Source organism: Cerasicoccus frondis, assembly GCA_031296915.1.
GTDB lineage: Bacteria > Verrucomicrobiota > Verrucomicrobiia > Opitutales > Cerasicoccaceae > Cerasicoccus > Cerasicoccus frondis.
This window is the reverse complement of sequence record JAVDPC010000006.1, coordinates 13173-33029: the sequence shown is the minus strand read 5'-3', so window position 1 is coordinate 33029 and position 19857 is coordinate 13173. Positions and strand designations below refer to the sequence as shown.

The window sequence follows — 19857 nt, the reverse complement described above, 5'->3', positions numbered from 1 at the left end:
TATGCGGGCGCCTGGCTAAAAAGTGAAAGAAGCATTCAATGGATAGCATTCAACTGCCGGAAAATCCGGATTTGGCCCAACTCAAGCGCCAAGCCAAGGAACTCTTGCGGGCAAATCGCGCCAATAACGCCGACGCCCGAGCCAAAATTATCGCCGTGTTGCCCGGCTTCAGCGGAAGCCTGACGCTCAGCAAGGCGCAACTCGTGATCGCGCGGCGCTACGGCTTCAAAAGCTGGTCTGTGCTGAAAGAATCAGTTCTCGCCCGTCAACCGAAGTCCAGCGAGGCTATGCTGGCGGCTCTCTTGACTGCGGCGGAAAGTGGAGATGTCAACACGCTGGCCTCGATCCTGGACGAGCAGCCGCACCTGATCGACGAACGTGGCGGCGAGGGCAAACGCACCGCATTGCACTTTGCTGCGTGGCGTGGCAACAATGACGCCGTCCAATTACTTTTGGACCGGCTCGCCGACCCCGATATCCGCTGTGAGGGCGACAATGCTTTTCCGATTCATTTCGCGGCGGAGCAGGGATTTCTGGAAATCGTGCGCCTGCTGCTCGATCACGGGGCCGACCCCAACGGCTTTGGCGACGAGCATGGCTTGGATGTGATTGGCTGGGCGACGTGCTTCCGTGTGGTTCACTTGGATGTCGCAGAGTTGCTCCTGGCTAATAGCGCCCGGCACAACATCTACTCCGCCGTGGCGTTGGGCGTGGTTGATGAGATCGAGAATCTCGTCAAAAAATACGCCGATGCGCTGGAGCGTCCGATGGCTTCCTATGAGCAGCGTCGCCTGCCGGTGCACCTTGCGGTCATCAAAGGGCAGTCCGCCTCGCTGGAAAAGCTGATCGCCCTTGGCGCCAGAGTTGACGCCACTGACGTCAACGGCCACACCGCGTTGGATTTGGCGGTAATCGAAGACAAACCTGGGATGGTTGAATTGTTGCTGGGCCACGGCGCTCAGTTGCAGACTCCCGCCAGGATCGTGTTAGGGCAAGAAGTGGATGTTTCCGCTGAGTCCGTCGACAAGTTGATGCAGTTGGCCGACCTTGCTTGCCAGTGCGGCAACTTGACGTTGCTGCGCCGCATGGCGGAATTGGGCGTCGACTTGCAGCGCCCAGTTGATTCCAACGCTTTTGGGACCAAGGGCTACACGCTCTTGCATCAGGCGGCGATCTGTAACGAGGTCGCGATTGTGAAGTTTTTGGTCGAGTTGGGCTTATCCACGAGCATTGAAGATGACACTTACCACGCGACACCCTTGAATTGGGCGCGTTATGGGAAAGCCCGGGACGCGGCCGAATATCTGGAGGCCATTGAAGTGACTGGTTAAGCACTCGGTTTTGGGCTTGGGGCCAGATTGGAAGTTCGCGGCGTTGGCATTTCAATCACGGGCTTCCAGCCCGCTCAATCAAAGCCGCCTTGCGCTGCATCCAATCTCTACCCCACCTGACTCGGCCAATCTAGATGAAAAGTGCTCTCTAGCTGCCAAAAACTGCAGCGCCCATGGCGGGCTGTCGCCTTTGGTCAAGACTCGCTGGGCCAGCTTCCCATTGCGAAATTGGGCAATGAGCCGATGTGGATGGCTTGATGTCGCCATTGTCGTAAAGGTTTATCCAGGGAAGCGTAGCAATAGCCCTTTCCAGATTCTTCATGGTTCGCGTATACGGGCCATTAATTTATCTTTCGGCACATCATGTCCGCCGGCTTGCACGCTTTGTTGGACGCGCCTGAGGGATATCTCTGGACTGTCGATCCCAACAAAGGGCGACTCATGCATCGCGGGCGATGATTTTACCCGTATGTTCGCGAATGTATGCCTGTGTGCGCGCAATGGTCTCCGGGGAATCAACCTCGGCAAGCGCATCATCAAATTCGCGGGTTAATGTCTCAAGGGCCTTCTCCTGTACTGGAAACGACAGGGCGGGTTCCATCAGTTGCCCAAGCGCAGGCCAGTGCTCGATTTGCTGTGCGGCCGAGCGGTGGAATTTGGCGGATTGGACCTTTGCCCGATTGACGAGTTCGTCACTGAGGCGGACTGATTGGCTCATGTCTTTAAACTGTGGCAAATTGCCACAAATATCAAGCGTGGCCGATTGCGACGTCACTCCAGCTCGAATAGATGATCCCAGCGTTTCAGTTGTTCGCCGTTATGGCTCTGCCAGGAATGCGAGCTGCTGGATGATTTGGTCCTGTATTCGAGCGTGTAGTTTACTCCAGTTCCGCCCTGCTGAATCCGCAGTTCGATGCTCCGGGCGTCGATTTGCGGTGCGAAGGCTTTGGTGAGGTAGGCGTCCAGCCATTGGGCTGTTTCGCCGGTGAAAGCGCGGTTTGTCTCATCAATGGTCTGGTCGCGGATGCTCAACGGCGCCGGCGGAATGTCGTATTTGACCTTATTGTCCTCCTGGGTGATCAATGTGACGTTCTCAGCCTCCCACGCCTTGAGCTCTTGGACCATGTTTTCGTTGATTTGGTCAAAGGTAGCGCGTTGGTCCTCTTCAAGATTCAGAAAGTCATACAATGCTTGGCGGGGATAGAGCTCATCGTTGTCTATAATGTCATCCAGCCTTTCGTTATTGAGAGCCCGGTCGAGCAACCAGTCGTGTAGCGTCTGGGGAACGGTTAGGCGTTCGACTTCGGCCTCAAGCGCCTCGCGCTCGACCAGCGTGCGCTCGAGTTCTGCCTGTAATGCTTTCAGATCTGGTTCGTCGGTTGTTGCAGTTGTGGCGATCAGTTCGATTTTCGGGGGGAGAGTGGTTGTTTGCGAAACGCTTGGCCGGGTGATGGTCGTCGGCGTGGAATCGCGCCCAAACTGGTAGCCGAGGCTGAAAGCGGCTGCAATGACTATGAGCGCCAACAGAGCTAGGAATGGCTTTTTCACTGCTGCATGAGATTCGTCATGCCCTGTAGGTAGGAGGCATAAAACCGAATAATCGCATAAACGATGACGCCTGCGATGCAGACAAACATGATCGCGGGGTAGAAGATGCTGGTAAAGGTCATCGCGCTGTTGGCGCTTTGTTGGTATTGCTGGCCGAGAACGACGAGATTTTTATCCAATTGGCCGGTTTTCTCGCCCGTTGTGTAGAGCGAGCGGAAGTCCTCGGGAAAGCAGTTGCGATGTTTCATGAGGTGTTCGGAAGGCGTGGCGCCGTCTTCGATCCGGTTGCGCATGGCGATGCCTACGCGTTTGAATTTCGACTGGTTGGTCACCATGCCCGCGCCAGCCCAGGCTTTGCCGATAGGGGTGCCTGCCTCCAGAAACGCGCCCAGCGCGTAGGAGAAGTCCGCCAGCGCCTGATTCCGTGCATGGCCACGGAAGCCCGGTAAAAACTTGGCCAGCAGCGGTAAGATCGGGCTATCCAGCTTGGCGAGGATGAAGAGCAGGATGATGCCGCCCCACAGTGACCCTTCGATGATGGCGACCCGGGAAAAGTATTGTGGATTGAACACATCGCTCAAGCTGCTTACGCCCGCCTCGAAATCGATGCCCAGCATGATCGGGATGACGATGCCAGCCAGCGTGAGCATGCCGACTGGGTAAAGCCCGCCGAGGATCAGTTTCAGCTTGGCTGCGCCCATGCGTTTGTGTTGATCGGCCAGCGTGCGCAACGTTTGAGGCAGGCGTCCGCTGTGCGCCGCCGCAGACCAGAAAAAACGGTCCTTCTTGGGCAACCAACTGGGCGCATGCTTGAGCATCTCGTCCACATCCATACCCGCCTGAAGGTTGTTAGACATTTGGCGGCGGCCGGTAGGCGGGGCGCCCAGGCAGGTATCCAGGGCTGCCGGTAGCGCTACGCCGCTCTCCATGGTCTGGGCCAGTTGGAGATACCAGGATGCGAGTTTTTTATGGGAGAGGGCCATGTGGGAGATCTGATGCGCTGGTGCGTGGTTATTGGCTCGTCTTGCGGCGAGGCCGCACGCGGTAGTTAATCCTTGTCTAATGTTGTTTCGGGCAGTGGCGCTTTCGTTTGTTAGTCCTTCAGTAACCGAGCAATAAGAACCTGGAGCCAAGACACCGTTATCAATCCTCGTCCGGCTCCTGAAGCTGCTGCTTCCAGCCCAGCATGCGAGCCTGCGCGCCGAAGTGTTCGGCCGTGGGCTTGTCGCCTAGTTCCATGTGAATGCGGGAGAGTGAGGTGTTGATGTGAATGTCGCCATTGTTCACGCGAAACGCCTGCTCGGCGGCTTTGAGCGCTTCGTGGAACTCCCGCATGGAGAAATAGACCTCGGTCATGGCGTGCCAGGCGTCGAAGGAATCGCGGTCCAGTTCGACGGCTTCACGGAGCTTGGCCAGTGCGGCTTCGTTGTCTCCCATGGTGTAGTCAAAGGTAGCGTCTTCGACAAGATTCGTCACGTCGGTCTTCGGCGAATTGGATTCTTCAGGCATAGGGGGAGCAAATCAGATTTCCGCTCAAGCGCAATAGGGAAGGGGCTTGCTCATTGAATCTATTATCCCGTGTTTTAGGTCCATGTTCTTACGATTTAAGGCAAAGTTTTTTATTCCTTTCTGGAACTAAGTTTGCGGTTGTGCGCCTCCCTCTGGCCCTTTGTTGGCACGGCCGATGGCAGTTTACGACGGGAAAAGAGTTTTTCGTGCAAGCACTGGTTCGATTCGCTCAAGGAGGACTCAGCGGATGAAAATTAACTGTGATCGAGGCTGGAATTTGGGGCGCATCGGAGGCAAACTGAAAGCTATGTCGGAATCGCCGCCAGGTTCGTTGTTTCCCAATCCTCGGTATGCCCCGCGCGATGCGCCACTGGCCATGGGGGGGGAGTTGACAGCGCCTATGCTTAAAGACGCCTATCGGCATGGCGTCTTTCCTTGGTATTCGCCTGGGCAGCCAATTTTATGGTGGAGCCCGGACCCGCGCTTTGTGTTGCGACCGGCTGAGCTGAAAATCCAGCGAAGCCTAGCCAAAGAGATGCGTAAGCCACACTGGAAAGTCACTTATGATCAATCCTTTGGCGAAGTGATACGTGCGTGCGCCGATGCCCCTAGGCCAGGGCAGGATGGCACTTGGATTACGGAAGAAATCATTGCTGGCTACGAGGCGCTTCACCGGGCGGGCATTGCCCACAGTGTGGAATGTTGGCGCGACGGCGCATTGGCAGGCGGCTGCTATGGCATTGCGATGGGATCAATGTTTGCCGGTGAATCGATGTTTTTCCGGCGCCCAGACGCCAGTAAGGTCGCATTTGCAACCTTGGCGCTGCGTCTGCGCGATAGCGGATTTCGCTTTATCGACTGTCAGCAGCCGACGAGCCATCTGGCGCGTTTTGGCGCGACTGAGTGGCGCCGTGATCAGTTCCTTGACGAACTTTCGATTGCGGTGCGAGAGTCCGGGTGCTGGTGATTTCGTTGAGGTTTTGATCGAACGTCCGATCACTTGACTCGCAGGCGGTCGCGGTAGTCTTTGGCGCGTTCGAGTTGATTGAGCACCTCGAAATATTGCTCATTGTGCAAGGCGCTGCGGAGGCGTTGGAGCTCCCGCTCAAAGCCATCCAGCGACCGGATGATCTCTTCTTTGTTGTGTGAGACAATGGCTTTCCACATCGCTGGGTCCCCGGAGGCGACGCGTGTGGTGTCGCGCAGTCCGCCAGCTGCGAAGTTACGCCAATTGTGGTCCTGGGTGGCGAGGTAGCTACAGAGCGTGGACGCCAGTAGGTGAGGCAGGTGGCTGATGTGCGCGACAATCTCGTCGTGCTTTTCAGGGGAAGTCGTGGCGACCTCCATGCCGAGCTCTCGCCAGAGGCGGACCGTGCGCTCAACGGCGTCGGTGGGCGTGTCGGTGAGTGGCGTTACGAAGCAGGCGCGACCTGGAAAGAGGCTAGGGGTGGCGTTGGCTAGGCCAGTTTTCTCGGAGCCGGTCATGGGGTGGGAGCCGACGAAAGTCCATTCGCCATCAAGAGCGCGCGCATCGCGACAGATCAAGCTCTTGGTGCTGCCTACATCGGTTACGAGTGCGCCGGGCATCAAGTTTGGAGCAATGTCCTGGAGCAGGGGCACGATGTATTCCACTGGTGGGCAGAGGACCACCAAGTCAGAGCCGTCGACGGCCTCTGGAGCCGTTTGATGAACGGCGTCGCACCAGGGTTGCGCCTCGCATTGAATACGCGTTTCTGCACGGCGCGCCCAGGCAACGGTTCGCTTGGCCAGGCCGCTCTCCTTGAGCGCCATGAGCAGGGAAGCTCCAAGCAGGCCCGGGGCTAAAATGGTCGCTTGTTGAAACATGGCGTCCGAGCATTTGTCGTAGATTGCGGATGGCGAGCCCGAATTGCCGCCATTTGCCGGGATTTTGCTGGCCAAGACCAGTATCCTGCCACAAATAAGAAGGTTTTTCATGTCCAGAGACCGTAGCTTTTTCTACCGATTTCGTGTCCCCTTTAAGATCATTGGCATCCTGATACTAACTGGTGCCTGTCTGACTGGCGCCTATTTTCTGACTAAACTCGGCCCGGCCCGAGTCGACCAGGGCAAACCAGTTGTTGAGTTCGACGAAGTGCAGGGGAATAAAACCCTGGAGCTCAGCAAGCAGAAAGAAGAGCGGTTTCGCGCCCTTGCGGAACAACGCGCCCCGACGGAGGAAGATTACGCCGTGCTCGATGAGGCCATTGATGGTCTTACGGAGTATATGGCTATGCGGGGAGGGCATCACACTGAAACAGCGGAGCATCGTCAGGAACTTTATAAGCTGAGGGATGACTATCGCGGGAAAACGCTTTATGAAGAAAGCGTGCAATTGGAAGAGCAGGCCTTGGCCTTTGAAGCAGATGAGCAGTTTGACAAGGCGCTGCAGTCCATGCAGCGCGCAGCTTATTTACAACAGAAGCTCAACGAAACTTATGAGTTGGCGGACCGAAATGATAAGCGTCGGTTCACCCGGCTGAACCGGAAGGTCGATCAATTGACAGCCAAGCCACTCTACGAGGAATCAGTCGCCGCCGAAGAAAAAGCCAAAGCAGCCATCGGCATCGAAGATTTCAACCAAGCAAAATTGCACTATCAGAGCGCAATTGATATTCAAGAATCACTTAATATGCGCTACCGCGGCCTACAGTTTGCCAATGTGCAGCGCGTAACGCGTCTGGAGCAGGAGCTGGCAAGTCTGGAATCCAGCGGGCTCTATGAGCGCATCAGCAACTTCCGTGCGACTGCCGAGCAGGCCGAATCGGAGGGGGACCACGCAGGCGCGGCTGAGGCCTACCAAAATGCCTACCGACTGCAGAGACAGCTCAACCAGGATTTCCCTCAAAGTCGCTTTGCTGGTGCTGTGCTGGTGGAAGAATTGCAAAGTCTGCGTGAAAATGCCCTCAGCCGTAATCTGGGCGATGGCATTTTAGTTGAAATGAAGCGCCTCGACGAAGCCTTGCGCAGTCGCACCTCATGGCGCGCTATCGAAATTATCCGTGCGCTTTATCCCAAGGTGCAGCAGTTCACTGAGCAATTTCCGCGTAGCACTATTTTGGGCGAGAATGCGTTGCTGAAAATGCAGTATCTCTCGGCGGTGGAAGACGAAATCAGCTTTCTGCAGGACCGGATTTATGGTCAGTTGCTGCCTATCGAGGGGCGCGATGATTGGCGCATGCTGCGCACTGAAGTCTCCCAGGCGCTCTATATGAGTGTTATGCTCAAGGCCAACCCGAGTCGGCACGTTGGTGATTTATTGCCAGTGGATTCAGGGAATTGGGACGACGCTCATAACTTTTGCCAGCGGGTGGCCTGGCTGCTAGGGCAGGAAGTGCGTTTGCCTACAGAGGAAGAGTTTCAGGCCGCAGTCGGCAGCCTGCGCTATGTAAATTTACGCGAATCTTCATGGAATCTGGAGAATGCCGATGGGGTCACGCATGAGATTGCGACCCTGAAGCCGAACAGCCAGGGGTTTCATGACTTGCTAGGCAATGTCGCGGAGTGGCTGGAGAGCGCCTCGCTTCCAGGGGAGGGTGAAGCCTACATTGCTGGTGGATCGGTGGAGACTGCAGTCGACCAGTTGGTCGACGTTCCCGTTGAAATAAGTAACCGGCGTATGCGAAACCGCTATGCAGGATTTCGATTTGTGGTATATTTGCCTTCATTATGAAACCAGACTCATCAGAGCAAAAGCAGGAATTTACACCAGAAGAGCTAGCCAAGGCCGAGCGCGCCACCTGGATTCTCTATGGTGTGATGGCGGTCTTTATTATCGCACCATTTGTAACAGCTTGGCTAATTAGTTAATTTTGCCGAGTCTGCTTGCCAGCGGAGTGATCAGTCATTTATTGTGATGAAAATACTGGCATGAATCAGATACCCCATATAGCTCCACTTTGAATAAAACGCTCACAGTCATTCGCGTGTTATTTTTGCTCCTTTGTCTCATCGGAGCCTATCTGCTGTGGTATACGGTAGGGGATGACGATGCCGGACGACTCGCTCTCTACCTTGTGACTGGCGGGTTGCTGGGCGTGCTAACGATCCTCGTGGATCTGTTGCTCAAGGGCTTTTCTTTGCGTGGACTGACGGCGATAACTTTTGGCATCGGTATGGGCACCCTGATTGCCTATCTCATCTCGTCCTCACCGCTCCTTGAGAAAGGAGACGTTCAGGTCATATTTCTGGTGCGGCTCAGTCTTTTCGTGGTCTGCATGTATCTGGGCTCCGTGATTGCGCTGCGTGGGCGGGATGATTTCAACCTGGTCATTCCGTATGTGCGATTTGTGCCGCAGAAGGTGGATTCGGCAATCGTGGTAGTGGATACCAGCGCCTTGATTGACGGGCGCATTATTGGCATCATACAGAGTCGTTTTTTAATCGCAGAGCTGGTTGTGCCGCGCTTCGTGTTGGATGAGTTGCAGAATATTGCCGATTCCAACGACCCCAACCGCCAAGCCAAAGGGCGTAAGGGCCTGGAGGTTCTCAATGAATTACGGAAAATACCTCACATACACTTCACGATTCATGAGAGCGAGGTCGGTCGTGGCCAGCAAGTCGACGCGAAGTTGATTTTCGTCGCCGAGTCTCTCAAGGCCAAGCTGTTGACCACAGATTACAATCTCGCGCGCCTGGCGGAATTTCAAGGTGTCGACTGGTTAAACATTACCGCGCTGGCTAAGGCTTTGAACCCGGAAGTCGATGTGGGGGAAACGCTTAGACTCTCGTTGGTCAAGGTTGGCCGAGAGTCCGGCCAGGCAGTCGGCTATTTGGGCGATGGCTCAATGGTGGTGGTCAATGAAGCAGCGCACTTGATCGGGCAGGAGACTCAGGTCGAGGTGACCAGCGTGTTGCCCTCCGCAGGCGGAAAGATGGTTTTTGCGCGATTAGCGGTTTGATTGTCTATATTTGACGTAAAAAATTCCCCCAAAGTCCCTTTCTGGCGCCAGAGGTGCTAGATATCCTTCGAAAGGGACACATTATGGGAATTACAGAAGATGCATACGGAACGCCGCAATTTCCTGGCGTTATGGGTCTGATCGAATGCGATGAGACCGGACAAGTGCTTCATGCCGAAGGAGAAGACCCAGAGGCCTTGGGGCATGTCCTGGTGTTTGTTCACCAGATTGCCGATTTGATTGGCGAATCATTCGGCCTCGAGGGGCTGGAAGAGGGCCACATCATCGGAAAAAGCATGACATCTGTCTGCGTGCCGCGCGGAGGCAGTGATCTCGGAGTGATGTTCGACAATAAAGCCGATATCGCCTCCATTCTCCCGCATTTGCTCGAGTCTTAATCCAACAACCGCATGTCAACCCGAGGACAGAGCCATGAGTGATAAATTCGTTAAAAACATACTAGATGTAGCTGGAGTAGAAGGTGTCTGCGTCTTCGATAAGGATGGTGGATTGATTGATAATCAGTTGCCCGCTTACTTCGTCGAAGATCTGTTTGATGACCTTGCTCGCCGCGTTATCTCACTGTATGAAACTGTAGATGAAAACTACATACCGTGCGACGATTACATACTGAAATACAGCGAACGTTGGATTTTTCTGAGACGTGGCAATGGTATCTTTATCCTGATTTTTGCAGAGCCGAGTGTGAATCGCGTGTCGCTCAAGATGGTGACGAACCTCGCGATCAAAAACATTAAACCTGCGAGTAAGTTGCCCGGCGCCGCCGCAGCCAGACCTGCGCCTGCGGCTGCTCCAGCGCCACAACCTCAAGCTCCTACTACACCGGCGCCTGCCGCCGATCCGGTTCCGCCAGCCGCACCAGAAGAAGAACCTGTTGCACGTAAACGCGTCGCCAAGCCGCGACCACAACGCTCGTACCGTGGTTCATCTTACTAGAATATTTCCTACTGCAATCATCCCTCCTGTCCAACTTAACACTGCTAGGAGCCGCCGATTGCCAATATGAACGATTCATTATTCTTAGTTTTACCTGACGGACGCTCACGTAGCCAACTTTCGCTTATACTTCGTGAGCTTGGTCGCCGGGTAGTGTCTTGCTCAGATCCGGACGACGCCATGCGTCAGGCCGTAGAGCAGAATTTTCCAGTTGCGATTATCGACCGCGACTTGCCGGGAGTCAATGGGCTCGAGTTTGTGCGCCAACTTGCCAAAAGCTGCAAAAACACTCATGTCGTGTTGCTCAGCGATGAGGCGGACGCCAAGCACACCCCCCCCCGTGCTCAGTTGGGCATTTCGGACATCATTTATCGTCCTTTTAATCCCTCGCGATTGATGTCCAAGATCGAAGGTCTCTGTAACGACGCTGGCATGAAGGCCAAGCCGATCGTTCAGCCAGGTCTGACCCGGGCGCCATTTGGCGGTGGATTGACGCCAGCCAAATCTGCCAGCAGCGCTAGCGGGAGCACCCGAGCGCCTACCCAGTCGTATCAGTCACTCAATTATAGCCCAAGCTTCATTGTCACCAAAAGCAGTGCTTCACGTCGTTTTCTGGGGAATCTATGGAATGCGCGTAAGTTCAAGAACGCGATCCTGCTCAGTGGTGAGGAAGGCTCGGAGTTCGAGTTGGCGGTTCGTGAGATTAATCAGGCTGCAGGCACGGCTGATGTTTATCCTGCTGTTTTGCAGGATCACGAAGTCAGCCTCGATGCATTGGAGTCTTTGAATGCTGCAGCGCTACTCAGTGACGGCCCGCCACGTATCGTTTACATTCCGCACATCGAAGTGCTGACCGATGAGCAGCGCAGTGGTTTGCTGAGTTTCATTTCCAAAAACAGCACCAAGACAAGTCGTCATGTTCGGATTGTTGCTGGAAGCATCATTAATTCCGATTTATCCACTCCGGTTGTTCAGAAGTTCCGTGAGGAGCTGGAGGGCTTGTGTGACGCCAAGCTGGAAATTGCGCCTTTGCGCGACCGTAAGATGGATATACCGCTCATGATTCGGAAGATCCTCTACGATCTGACTTCATTGCACTCGTTTGTCCGAGCGCGGGAAGTTGAGCCAGCTGCATTGGATTACCTTTCTCAGTATGTCTGGAAGGGAAATTACGAGCAATTAGTGACTGTATTGCGGAGTGCTATTTCGAGCTGTCCCTACCGCGCACTGTCACTCCATCAGGTCCAGTCCCTGCTCCATAACGATATTGCAGCGCTGCACCTTCTGGAGTCCGTGGCGGATGAAAATCTACTGCCGAACGATTGATTTTAACCTAAGCAAACGATGACAACTATACTCACCCTCTTGAAAATGAAACGGTGGACATGCCTGTTCGGCATTCTGGCGTTTTCATTGTTTACATTAACCGCCCAGGCGCAGGACATTTTACCAGATGACACCGCCGCCATGGCCGAAGCGGTTGAGGCCGCGGCAGAAGAGGCGCCAGCAATGCTTTCTCAGACCACAGGCGATATTTTGTGGCTGATCATTGCCGCAGTGCTTGTGTTTTTCATGCAGGCTGGATTCGCCATGGTCGAGTCTGGCCTCACACGCGCCAAGAACGCGTGTAACATCATGATGAAGAACATGCTGGACTTTAGCTTCGGCGCGATCGCGTTTCTGGCGGTCGGTTATTCCCTCATGTATGGCGCGGGTGATGGTTTCATTGGTTGGTCGCCTGAGTATTTCTTCATGGAAGCGGCCATTGTCTCTCCTGAGAATGCTTCCGCAGCTTCTGTCGAAGCGGCAGGTTGGGTTTTCCAAGTTGTGTTCGCGGCAACCGCAGCGACCATTGCTTCTGGTGCCATGGCTGAGCGCACGAAGTTCGTTGGATACGTGATGTATTCGATCATGATTTCGGCTATCCTTTACCCAATTACCGGTCACTGGATCTGGAGTGGCGATGGCTGGCTCGGCGGTATGGGGATGCGTGACTTTGCTGGCTCAACCGTGGTGCACTCCGTCGGCGCTTGGGCGGGTCTTGCTGGCGCGATGATTCTGGGTGCTCGTAAAGGCAAATACTCCGAGGACGGCAAGCCTCTACCGATTCCGGGGCACAACCTTCCGATGGCGACCCTCGGCGGTTTCATCCTTTTCTTCGGCTGGTTCGGATTCAATGCAGGCTCGACTTTGGCTGCCGTTGACGGGCTGGCTTATGTTTCGATGACCACTTTGCTTGCTGCTGCCGCTGGCACCTGCGGCGCCACCGTGGCCACATGGGCTAAGTTTGGTAAGCCAGACCTTTCGATGGCGATTAACGGCTGCCTGGCAGGTCTCGTTTCCATCACGGCTCCTTGCGCGAGTGTTTCGCCCATCTCGGCGGTTATCATTGGAGCCATCGGTGGTGTTATCGTAGTGTTCTCTGTTCTGTTCGTTGAGCGCACGCTCAAGATTGACGATCCAGTTGGCGCAGTTTCGGTTCACGGCGTCTGTGGCGCCTGGGGCACGCTCTCCATCGGTTTCTTCGGCAGCTCGGCAATCGACACGGTTTTCTGGGACGCTGAAACCTGCATCAAGGACGGCTTGTTCTACGGTGGCGGTGTTTCACAATTGGGCATCCAGCTTCTGGGTGTGGCCGCAGTCTTCGCCTTCACCTTCATCTGCTCCTACGGCATGTTCTTCGCGATCGACAAGATGGTTGGTCTGCGTGTCAGTGCTGAAGAAGAGCTGGAAGGTCTCGACCTTGGCGAGCATGGCAACGAAGCCTACGCTGACTTCCAACAGTATGCAGATGAGCCCCTTTAAGCTCGCGCCTGCAAGCTAGCATTTAGTGACGGGTTTCCTGTCACAGGTATCTGTAACAACTGCGCTATGCTTACTGACATCCAATAAGCTGATTCTGAGGCGGCGGAGGAGCAAACCTCCGCCGCCTCCTATCCCCACCACATCCTTTTTGTCATGAAGCTAGTAACTGCCATAATTAAACCATTCCGTCTGGATGACGTAAAAAACGCCTTGCAGAAAGCAGGCATCGAGGGGTTGACCCTCGCAGAAGTAAAAGGATTTGGCCGACAGAAAGGTCACACTGAAATCTATCGCGGTAATGAATACCGAGTAGACTTCCTCCCAAAGCTAATTCTCTACATTGGCGTCAATGATGACAAAGTGGAGTTAGCCATCACTGCAATTTCTGAAGCTGCCAAGACAGGTAAAATTGGGGACGGCAAAATTTTTGTTCTGCCACTGGAGTCCGCTAAGCGCATACGCACCAGCGAAGGCGGCGAAAAAGTTCTTTAGCGACTCGCATTGTGGTTAGACGCGGAGTGCTCTAGTAATTTGCGGCTAGTAATCGTCGTATGATGGCTTCCGCTTGGCTTTGGTAGCCACCGCCAAAGAGGTTAGCGTGATTGACGACGTGGTAGAGATTGTAAAGCTCTGCGCGGCGCAAATGACCGTCTGGTAGCGGCCAGGCATGTTCGTAGGCCGCATAAAAGCTGGGCGGGAAGCCGCCGAAGAGGCGAGAAAAGGCCAGATCGGTTTCGCGGTCGCCAAAATAGCTTGCTGGGTCGTAGATAATCGGTGCGCCATTGGCGTCATGCCCGGCGTTGCCACTCCACAAGTCGCCGTGGAGCAGAGATGCTTCGGGTGTGTGGCCGCTGAGTAATTGCTCAATCGCACTCAGGAGAGCGTCTGCGCCGTGGATAGGTGAACCGCGTCGTTTGGCCAATTCAAATTGAGGACGCAGGCGCTGTTCTCGATAAAAGGTCGCCCAATCATTGACCCAAGCATTTTGTTGAGGCGTGGAGCCGATGAAATTACTGCAGGGCCAGCCAAAGCGGTCGTTTACTTTGCGGTGCAAAGTCGCAAGTTGCGCGCCCATGGTTGACCAGTCTTTTGGCGACTGGCCAAACACCACCGCTTCAAGCACGAGGTAAGAGTGCTTGGGCGTTTTGCCTTGAGTAATTGGGCGTGGAGCGCGGATGGCCCCGTAGCGATGATATGCTCCAAGGCGAGTGTTTCTGCCGCGAACATTGCGCAGGATGACGCAGTGTTGACTTTCAAAAAGAATGAGCGCCCACATTGGCCCAAGAGGAGGAATGCTTCGTTAATGCATCCTCCACCGCAGGGTTGCTTACTTTGCGTGATGAACTGTTCGCCAGTCGCCTCGGTAATCGCTTCCTCGGCTGCGGTCTGCCAACATTCAGGCATCAGGACGAGTTGCGAGGAGGAGCCCAGCGCAGCCATCTTCGACCATGTCTAAAACATGCTCGAAGCCATGCGGCCCGCCATAATAGGGATCGGGCACCTCGGGGTGTTTATGCTCCGTGCAAAAGCTGGTGAAAAGCTTGATTTTGACGGATTCTGCTTCATTCGTAGCCAGTTGGCGTGCGCCAGAGAGGTTGTCCTTATCCATCGCCAGTATGAGATCGAATTCCTTCAGGTCTCGTCTGGATATTGGACGTGAGTGGCCAATGACGGGGATGTTGCGGCGACGCATGGCCTGCTGCATACGGTGGTCAGGCGGGTCGCCCTCATGATAGCCCAAGGTGCCTGCCGAATCGATGTGATAATGATCGCCCAAGCCCTCGTTGTCGACCAGGTGCTGGAACACACAGTGCGCTGCGGGTGAGCGGCAAATGTTGCCCATGCAGAGGAATAGGATGCGCTTCATTGGAGGTAAAATATTATACCTGTAAATGGGGCTCGCAAGCTATGCTTGCAGAAATTGGTCTACTGCGTCGGTACTCCATAATTCGCAGGATCGAACCCTCGGGCCTGCATGGCGGAGGCGATTTCAGCAAAATCAAGTTGTACGCCAGGATAAACTTTATGGTTTTTATACCAGCCTTGATTCATTTCGAGAACGTACTGGATTTCGTCGCTGTCGGATTTCACGCCTTTTTCGACATGGGGATACATCGGGTAAACTTCACGCAAAACGCCGTCCGTGCGTATGTAGCCGACGTCGAGCGGTATATCGACGTTCTTCATCCAAAAGCTTCGCTGTCCCGCGCTGGGAAAAATAAACAGCATGCCATCGTTTTCGGCAAGTTTTTGGCGATACATCAGACCTTCAGCCTGTTCACTGGGTAAAATGGCGAGTTGCACGCGGATTTTCTCATTGCCTAGAGTGAGGGGAAAGTAGGAGTCGGGCTTGGCGTGCGCGGTGCTGCTTGGCGCTGCATTGGCTGCTGCCTCTTCCTGATTGCAGCCAACTAAATTCAGGAGTAACAGCGCAATGATCAGCATCTGGAAAGTTTTCATGGCGGTTTCTTAATGGGGAAACCTGATGCTTGCCAATGTGAAAGTCAACTGACTGACTCGGCCTATGAAGCAAAAGGCGCTCTTTCTTGATCGCGACGGCACGCTTAACTATGACGTGCATTACCTCAGTAATCCCGACGATGTGACCCTGATCGAAGGAGCGCGGGAGGGCTTGATGCAGGCGCGTGAACTGGGCTATCGATTTTACCTTGTAACGAATCAAAGCGGGGTAAACCGTGGCTTAACGAGCATGGATGACGTTCTGGCCTGTAATGAACGACTGCTTGAAGAGCTGGACATGGGCTCTGATCTTTTTGCCGGCATATGTATTGCGCCGGAGCGACCAGATGAACCCAGTGAGTACCGGAAGCCTTCACCAAGATATTTGTTGGAGATGGTGGAGCGCGACGAACTCGACCCGATGTCCTGCTACATGATTGGTGATCGCGAAAGTGATTGGCAGTGTGGTCTCAACGCTGGAGTGAAGCCGATTGCGTTGCGAACCGGGAAGCCGATCACGGAGCAAGTCGAATTGTTTTTATCGGAGCACTCGATCCCGCTGTTCTCGTCGCTGAAGGATTTTGCAGCGACTCTTGATTAAGCCAATTCGAGCGCTTCACGACAGGCGTTGGCAATGCACTTGGTGGTGTCGCCAACATTGAGCTTGTTTTTGCAGAGGGCAAAAGCAAAACGCGTCTCAGGATCGGCAAAAGCGATTGAACCGCCGTAACCGCCATGACCAAAAGCATGAGGGTTTTCGCCGTAGATTGATCCCTCGCCGCCCAGGGCGTAACCAAGACCAAACTTGAGCGCGTTTTCCCGGTCGAGTGGCCATTGCCGCTGCGTAACGAGCGCGATGCGTGTTGGTGGAAGCAACTCGACGCCGTCTATACCCCCCGGCAGGAGCGCTGCATAATGGCGTGCGATGGCGCGGGCGCTCATGATCCCGCTGCTGGCAGGAATGCACGCGCGCTGGGCATCACGGCGGTTCATCCAGGCATATAGCGGCTGAATCCACTCTGGGACCGAACCGTTGCCAAGGTTAGCGGGCGTTTCTGCGTTTTGATCAATGAGCTGGGTTATGCAGTTGCCGAGGTGCTCCGGAATGCCGCAGTAGAGATCGGTAATGCCCAATGGCGCCTTGATTTCTTCTTCCAGGAACTGGCCAAAGGGGCGGCCATCAATGCGGTGAACGAGCTCTCCCGCTATCCAGCCGAAGGTCATGGCATGATAAATTTGAGAGGCGCCAGGTGAGTGGGTGGGGGAGGAGGCGGCAATGGCTCCGGTCATGTAGTCCCAGTTCGCCAGTTTACGATGGTCGAGGTCTGGCGGCATGATGTGGAGTCCCGCGAGGTGCCCTAACGCGTGCCTGACCTTTAAGCTTTCTTTGCCGTTCACACCAAATTCTGGCCAATAATGTGTGATCGGCGTCTCGTAGTTTAGTTGGCCTCGCTCTGCCAAGAGGTGGACGGCCGTTGAAGCGACGCCTTTGGTGACGGAAAAGACCGGGAAAAGCGTTTCACCGTTGATCGGCGCCTCCAAGTCGGGAGCGGCGGTTCCCGCCCAAGCGTCGAGGACCAGTTCGCCATCAAGATAGGCCGCAACCTGGAGGCCCAGTTCTCCTTCATACTTGATCAGACGATCCAGCAAGGGCTGGATTTGTGGGTTTAACCGGGGAACCATCTGCGGATTGTTCACCGGCTACGGGGCAATGTGAAGCCGCAAAGCTTAGGCTGGAGCGAGTTTTTTGGATTTGCGTTGTTTGATCGCCGTTTGGACGAGGTTGCGGCCAAAGTCCCACATCGGTCCAGGGAGGCGGGTGCAGTCCTGTAGCACGTCGTCCAAGCCATTGATGAAGCGATGTATTTCCGGCTCACCAATGATGAGTGGGGGGAGGGCCTTGACGATGTCCAGATTGTGCCCGGCAACGTGGGTTAAAATCCGGTGCTTGCTCATCAGCGGGGTGACAATCATTTGCGGGAACAGGCCTTTATCGACTGCGTGAATGCCCTTCCAGGCGAGTTTCATTTTGATGGATCGTGGCTCGCCAAACTCGATGGCGACCATGCAGCCCTTGACGCGAACTTCCTGGATTAACTCATGTCGCGTTTTCAGTTCGAGCAGCTTTTCTTCAATCACTTTACCGGCCCAAGCTGCGTTTTCCACGAGCTTTTCGTGCTGAAGCACGTGAATGGTCGCCAAGCCGCAGGCCATCGCAAGGTTGTTGCGGCCAAACGTTGTCGAGTGCACGACACAGCGATCCAGGCGCGAGAAGACTTTCTGGTGGATTTCGCGCCGGGTGACAAATGCCGCAGCCGGAACGTAACCTCCTGACAAAGCCTTAGCCATCGTGAGAATATCCGGCTCAAGGTTCCAATGTTCGAGGGCCCACATTTTACCCGTGCGCCCAAAACCGGTCTGGACCTCATCCATGATGAAGAGCGCTCCATAGCGACGGCAGAGCTCCTGGGCTTTGGGGAAATAGTCTTCGGCTGGCCAGTAGACGCCTTTGCCTTGCACAGGCTCAGCGATGAATGCGGCAACATCGCCCTGGCGAAGTTTGTCCTCCAACTCATTGAGGTCGCCGTAGCCGACTTGCTCGACTCCGGGGAGGAGGGGGCCAAAGCCATCCTGGAAATTGCCATTGTTGGTGACTGAGAGCGCGCCAAGCGTCAGCCCATGGTAGGCGCCAGCGAGCGATAAGATGCGCTTACGGCCGGTGGCTCCTTTGGCGAATTTCAGTGCTCCTTCGACTGCTTCGGCGCCAGAATTACAGAAAAACACGGCGTCGAGATGGGGGGGGGTGATCTCGACCACCTTTTCCGCAAGCAGGCCGCTGAGCAGCGCGCAGTCCATTTGGACCATGTTGGACATGTCCTGATCCAGCACGTCTTTGATCGTTTTGGCCACCAGTGGGTGGTTTCGTCCGATGTTGTAGACGCCATAACCACTCAGGAAGTCCAGGTAGTCATTGCCTTCGGCGTCGTACAGGTAGGAGCCTTTGGCGCTGGTGTAGACTTTATCAAAGCCAATGGTGCGCAGCACCTTCACCAGCGTGCTGTTCACGTGCTGCTCGTGAAGATTGTAATTCTCGCCCGCGCGTTCACGTATCAGGCGAGTGATGTCGAATTCGGACATAGTGCGCTAATCAAAAATGAAGATGAGGCAGCGCGCCAAATACCTGGCAGCGGATGCCAAACAAATACCGCATTCAATCTGTTTTTAGGTAGATTTTCAAGCTCTACCAGCAATCAGCCTACGATATCAGGCCGTCTGAAGCTTCTCGACGACTTCTTTAATCAAGAATTCGGGAGTTGAAGCGCCAGCGGTTACGCCCACCTTGGCATAGCACTCGGTTAGATGAGCAATGTCCAGCTCAGCCACCGTTTCAACGTGGTAGGCTGGCAGCCCGGTCTTTTCGACTAGTGCAGCGAGCTTTTTGGTGTTCGCACTGTGGCGTCCGCCAACCACTACGATTGCTTCCGCGCCATTATTCATGAGGACGTGGATGTCGCTCTGGCGTTCCTTGGTGGCGCCGCAAATGGTGTCAAACACCTTGGCCTCCGGGAAACGCTCGCGAAGAATGCCCGAAAGGCGTTCAAATTCGTCAGTGAACATCGTGGACTGCGAAACCATGCAAACCTGCGGGCCGATTGAGTCGGGCAGGGCGCGGATGTCGGCGTCATTTTTGACCACGTGACCTCGGCCTTCAGTATAGCCCATGAGGCCCATCACTTCTGGGTGCTTGGGATCGCCAAAGATCACGGTGTCAAAGCCCTTGCGGGCATGCATTTTGATCTTGCCGGCGATGATGCCCACGTCGGGGCAGGTCGCATCCTTGAAATTCATTCCCAAGCTCTTCAGATACTCGCGGCGCTCGGGAGATATGCCATGTGCGCGGACAACCAGTACGCCGCTTTCGCGGTCTTGGTCTGACACCACGAGGTCTGACTTACTTTGGTAGTCGCCAACCTCTTTGATGCCGGTCGCCTCCAGGCGTTCCATCATTTGTTTATTGTGGATCAGGGGGCCGTCTGTGTAGACGGGGCGCTTGCCCTCTGCCGCGAATTTCGCAGCAATATCAATGGCGCGCTCCACACCCCAGCAAAAGCCAGCACTATCAGCTCGAATAACTTCCATAGCAAAATCTTATCAAGCGCAGACAGTGAGTTCCAGCGCCACTTGAGGCAAGATTAATTTGGAAGCGGTGCTTTGAGAGCCGCAAAGCCCCTAATTTTAGTGGGGGATTCGGGACAAAGAATGATGCTGCACCGGTCCCGAATGTGACATAGCTTCACCCTAAATTTTGTAAACTTTGAATAAGTATA

At 54.8% G+C, this 19857-nt stretch carries 21 protein-coding genes and 1 pseudogene; 11 read left to right on the top strand and 11 right to left on the bottom strand.

Features of this window, described 5'->3' with window-relative positions:
• Window positions 1-38: 38 nt before the first annotated feature.
• A complete protein-coding gene (locus RBB63_RS06535) occupies window positions 39-1331 on the top strand; it encodes an ankyrin repeat domain-containing protein (protein ID WP_309382319.1) in 1293 nt (430 codons plus the stop codon).
• Between the two features lie 439 nt (window positions 1332-1770).
• Here the strand turns inward: RBB63_RS06535 and RBB63_RS06530 are convergent, their stop codons facing one another.
• The 4 genes from RBB63_RS06530 to RBB63_RS06515 form a co-directional block, all read right to left on the bottom strand.
• The gene (locus RBB63_RS06530) at window positions 1771-2049 is read right to left on the bottom strand and encodes a TA system antitoxin ParD family protein (protein WP_309382317.1); all 279 of its coding nucleotides are present in this window, start codon (window positions 2047-2049) and stop codon (window positions 1771-1773) included.
• A gap of 53 nt (window positions 2050-2102) precedes the next feature.
• Window positions 2103-2879: a hypothetical protein gene (locus RBB63_RS06525; RefSeq protein ID WP_309382315.1), complete on the bottom strand. Its 777-nt coding sequence runs from the start codon at window positions 2877-2879 to the stop codon at window positions 2103-2105.
• Window positions 2876-3862: a type II secretion system F family protein gene (locus RBB63_RS06520; RefSeq protein ID WP_309382313.1), complete on the bottom strand. Its 987-nt coding sequence runs from the start codon at window positions 3860-3862 to the stop codon at window positions 2876-2878. Before RBB63_RS06520 ends, RBB63_RS06525 begins: the two co-directional genes overlap by 4 nt.
• A gap of 160 nt (window positions 3863-4022) precedes the next feature.
• Window positions 4023-4388: a tetratricopeptide repeat protein gene (locus tag RBB63_RS06515; RefSeq protein WP_309382311.1), complete on the bottom strand. Its 366-nt coding sequence runs from the start codon at window positions 4386-4388 to the stop codon at window positions 4023-4025.
• A gap of 247 nt (window positions 4389-4635) precedes the next feature.
• On the opposite strand from RBB63_RS06515, the gene aat reads away from it, so the two are divergent.
• Window positions 4636-5355, top strand: coding sequence for a leucyl/phenylalanyl-tRNA--protein transferase (gene aat / locus RBB63_RS06510; protein WP_309382309.1), 720 nt, complete (start codon window positions 4636-4638; stop codon window positions 5353-5355).
• A 29-nt stretch (window positions 5356-5384) separates the two neighbouring features.
• Here the strand turns inward: aat and RBB63_RS06505 are convergent, their stop codons facing one another.
• Window positions 5385-6344, bottom strand: coding sequence for a prephenate dehydrogenase (locus RBB63_RS06505; protein WP_309382307.1), 960 nt, complete (start codon window positions 6342-6344; stop codon window positions 5385-5387).
• On the opposite strand from RBB63_RS06505, the gene RBB63_RS06500 reads away from it, so the two are divergent.
• The 8 genes from RBB63_RS06500 to RBB63_RS06465 all read left to right on the top strand — a co-directional run bounded on the left by RBB63_RS06500 (window position 6343) and on the right by RBB63_RS06465 (window position 13561).
• Window positions 6343-8079: a formylglycine-generating enzyme family protein gene (locus RBB63_RS06500; protein ID WP_309382305.1), complete on the top strand. Its 1737-nt coding sequence runs from the start codon at window positions 6343-6345 to the stop codon at window positions 8077-8079. The genes RBB63_RS06505 and RBB63_RS06500 overlap by 2 nt on opposite strands.
• The gene (locus RBB63_RS06495; protein ID WP_309382303.1) at window positions 8076-8216 is read left to right on the top strand and encodes a hypothetical protein; all 141 of its coding nucleotides are present in this window, start codon (window positions 8076-8078) and stop codon (window positions 8214-8216) included. Before RBB63_RS06500 ends, RBB63_RS06495 begins: the two co-directional genes overlap by 4 nt.
• 89 nt (window positions 8217-8305) lie before the next feature.
• The gene (locus RBB63_RS06490; protein WP_309382301.1) at window positions 8306-9307 is read left to right on the top strand and encodes a PIN/TRAM domain-containing protein; all 1002 of its coding nucleotides are present in this window, start codon (window positions 8306-8308) and stop codon (window positions 9305-9307) included.
• A gap of 83 nt (window positions 9308-9390) precedes the next feature.
• Window positions 9391-9705 carry a hypothetical protein gene (locus RBB63_RS06485; RefSeq protein ID WP_309382299.1) on the top strand — a complete coding sequence of 105 codons (315 nt, stop codon included), beginning with the start codon at window positions 9391-9393 and terminating at the stop codon, window positions 9703-9705.
• A gap of 34 nt (window positions 9706-9739) precedes the next feature.
• Window positions 9740-10264, top strand: a complete 525-nt coding sequence (locus RBB63_RS06480) for a hypothetical protein (RefSeq protein ID WP_309382297.1) — start codon at window positions 9740-9742, stop codon at window positions 10262-10264.
• Window positions 10265-10330: 66 nt separating this feature from the next.
• Window positions 10331-11590 carry a response regulator gene (locus RBB63_RS06475; protein WP_309382295.1) on the top strand — a complete coding sequence of 420 codons (1260 nt, stop codon included), beginning with the start codon at window positions 10331-10333 and terminating at the stop codon, window positions 11588-11590.
• An 18-nt stretch (window positions 11591-11608) separates the two neighbouring features.
• Window positions 11609-13069 (top strand): ammonium transporter, encoded by a 1461-nt coding sequence (locus tag RBB63_RS06470; RefSeq protein ID WP_309382293.1) that lies wholly within the window; start codon window positions 11609-11611, stop codon window positions 13067-13069.
• A gap of 153 nt (window positions 13070-13222) precedes the next feature.
• The gene (locus tag RBB63_RS06465) at window positions 13223-13561 is read left to right on the top strand and encodes a P-II family nitrogen regulator (protein ID WP_309382291.1); all 339 of its coding nucleotides are present in this window, start codon (window positions 13223-13225) and stop codon (window positions 13559-13561) included.
• Between the two features lie 31 nt (window positions 13562-13592).
• Here the strand turns inward: RBB63_RS06465 and RBB63_RS06460 are convergent.
• From RBB63_RS06460 to RBB63_RS06450, 3 genes and pseudogenes are all read right to left on the bottom strand, one after another.
• Window positions 13593-14473: pseudogene (locus RBB63_RS06460) on the bottom strand (fructosamine kinase family protein).
• The gene (locus tag RBB63_RS06455) at window positions 14466-14936 is read right to left on the bottom strand and encodes a low molecular weight protein-tyrosine-phosphatase (protein WP_309382287.1); all 471 of its coding nucleotides are present in this window, start codon (window positions 14934-14936) and stop codon (window positions 14466-14468) included. Before RBB63_RS06455 ends, RBB63_RS06460 begins: the two are co-directional and overlap by 8 nt.
• Window positions 14937-14995: 59 nt before the next feature.
• Window positions 14996-15529: a DUF192 domain-containing protein gene (locus tag RBB63_RS06450; protein ID WP_309382285.1), complete on the bottom strand. Its 534-nt coding sequence runs from the start codon at window positions 15527-15529 to the stop codon at window positions 14996-14998.
• Window positions 15530-15593: 64 nt separating this feature from the next.
• Between RBB63_RS06450 and RBB63_RS06445 the strand changes: the two genes are divergently transcribed.
• A complete protein-coding gene (locus RBB63_RS06445) occupies window positions 15594-16130 on the top strand; it encodes a D-glycero-alpha-D-manno-heptose-1,7-bisphosphate 7-phosphatase (protein ID WP_309382283.1) in 537 nt (178 codons plus the stop codon).
• Here the strand turns inward: RBB63_RS06445 and RBB63_RS06440 are convergent.
• The 3 genes from RBB63_RS06440 to ispH form a co-directional block, all read right to left on the bottom strand.
• The gene (locus tag RBB63_RS06440) at window positions 16127-17212 is read right to left on the bottom strand and encodes a serine hydrolase domain-containing protein (RefSeq protein WP_309382281.1); all 1086 of its coding nucleotides are present in this window, start codon (window positions 17210-17212) and stop codon (window positions 16127-16129) included. The two genes, RBB63_RS06445 and RBB63_RS06440, sit on opposite strands and share 4 nt — an antisense overlap.
• Before the next feature lie 45 nt (window positions 17213-17257).
• Complete coding sequence (locus tag RBB63_RS06435) at window positions 17258-18667, bottom strand: aspartate aminotransferase family protein (protein ID WP_309382279.1); 1410 nt, start codon at window positions 18665-18667, stop codon at window positions 17258-17260.
• A 126-nt stretch (window positions 18668-18793) separates the two neighbouring features.
• Window positions 18794-19669, bottom strand: coding sequence for a 4-hydroxy-3-methylbut-2-enyl diphosphate reductase (gene ispH, locus RBB63_RS06430; RefSeq protein WP_309382277.1), 876 nt, complete (start codon window positions 19667-19669; stop codon window positions 18794-18796).
• Window positions 19670-19857: the final 188 nt, after the last annotated feature.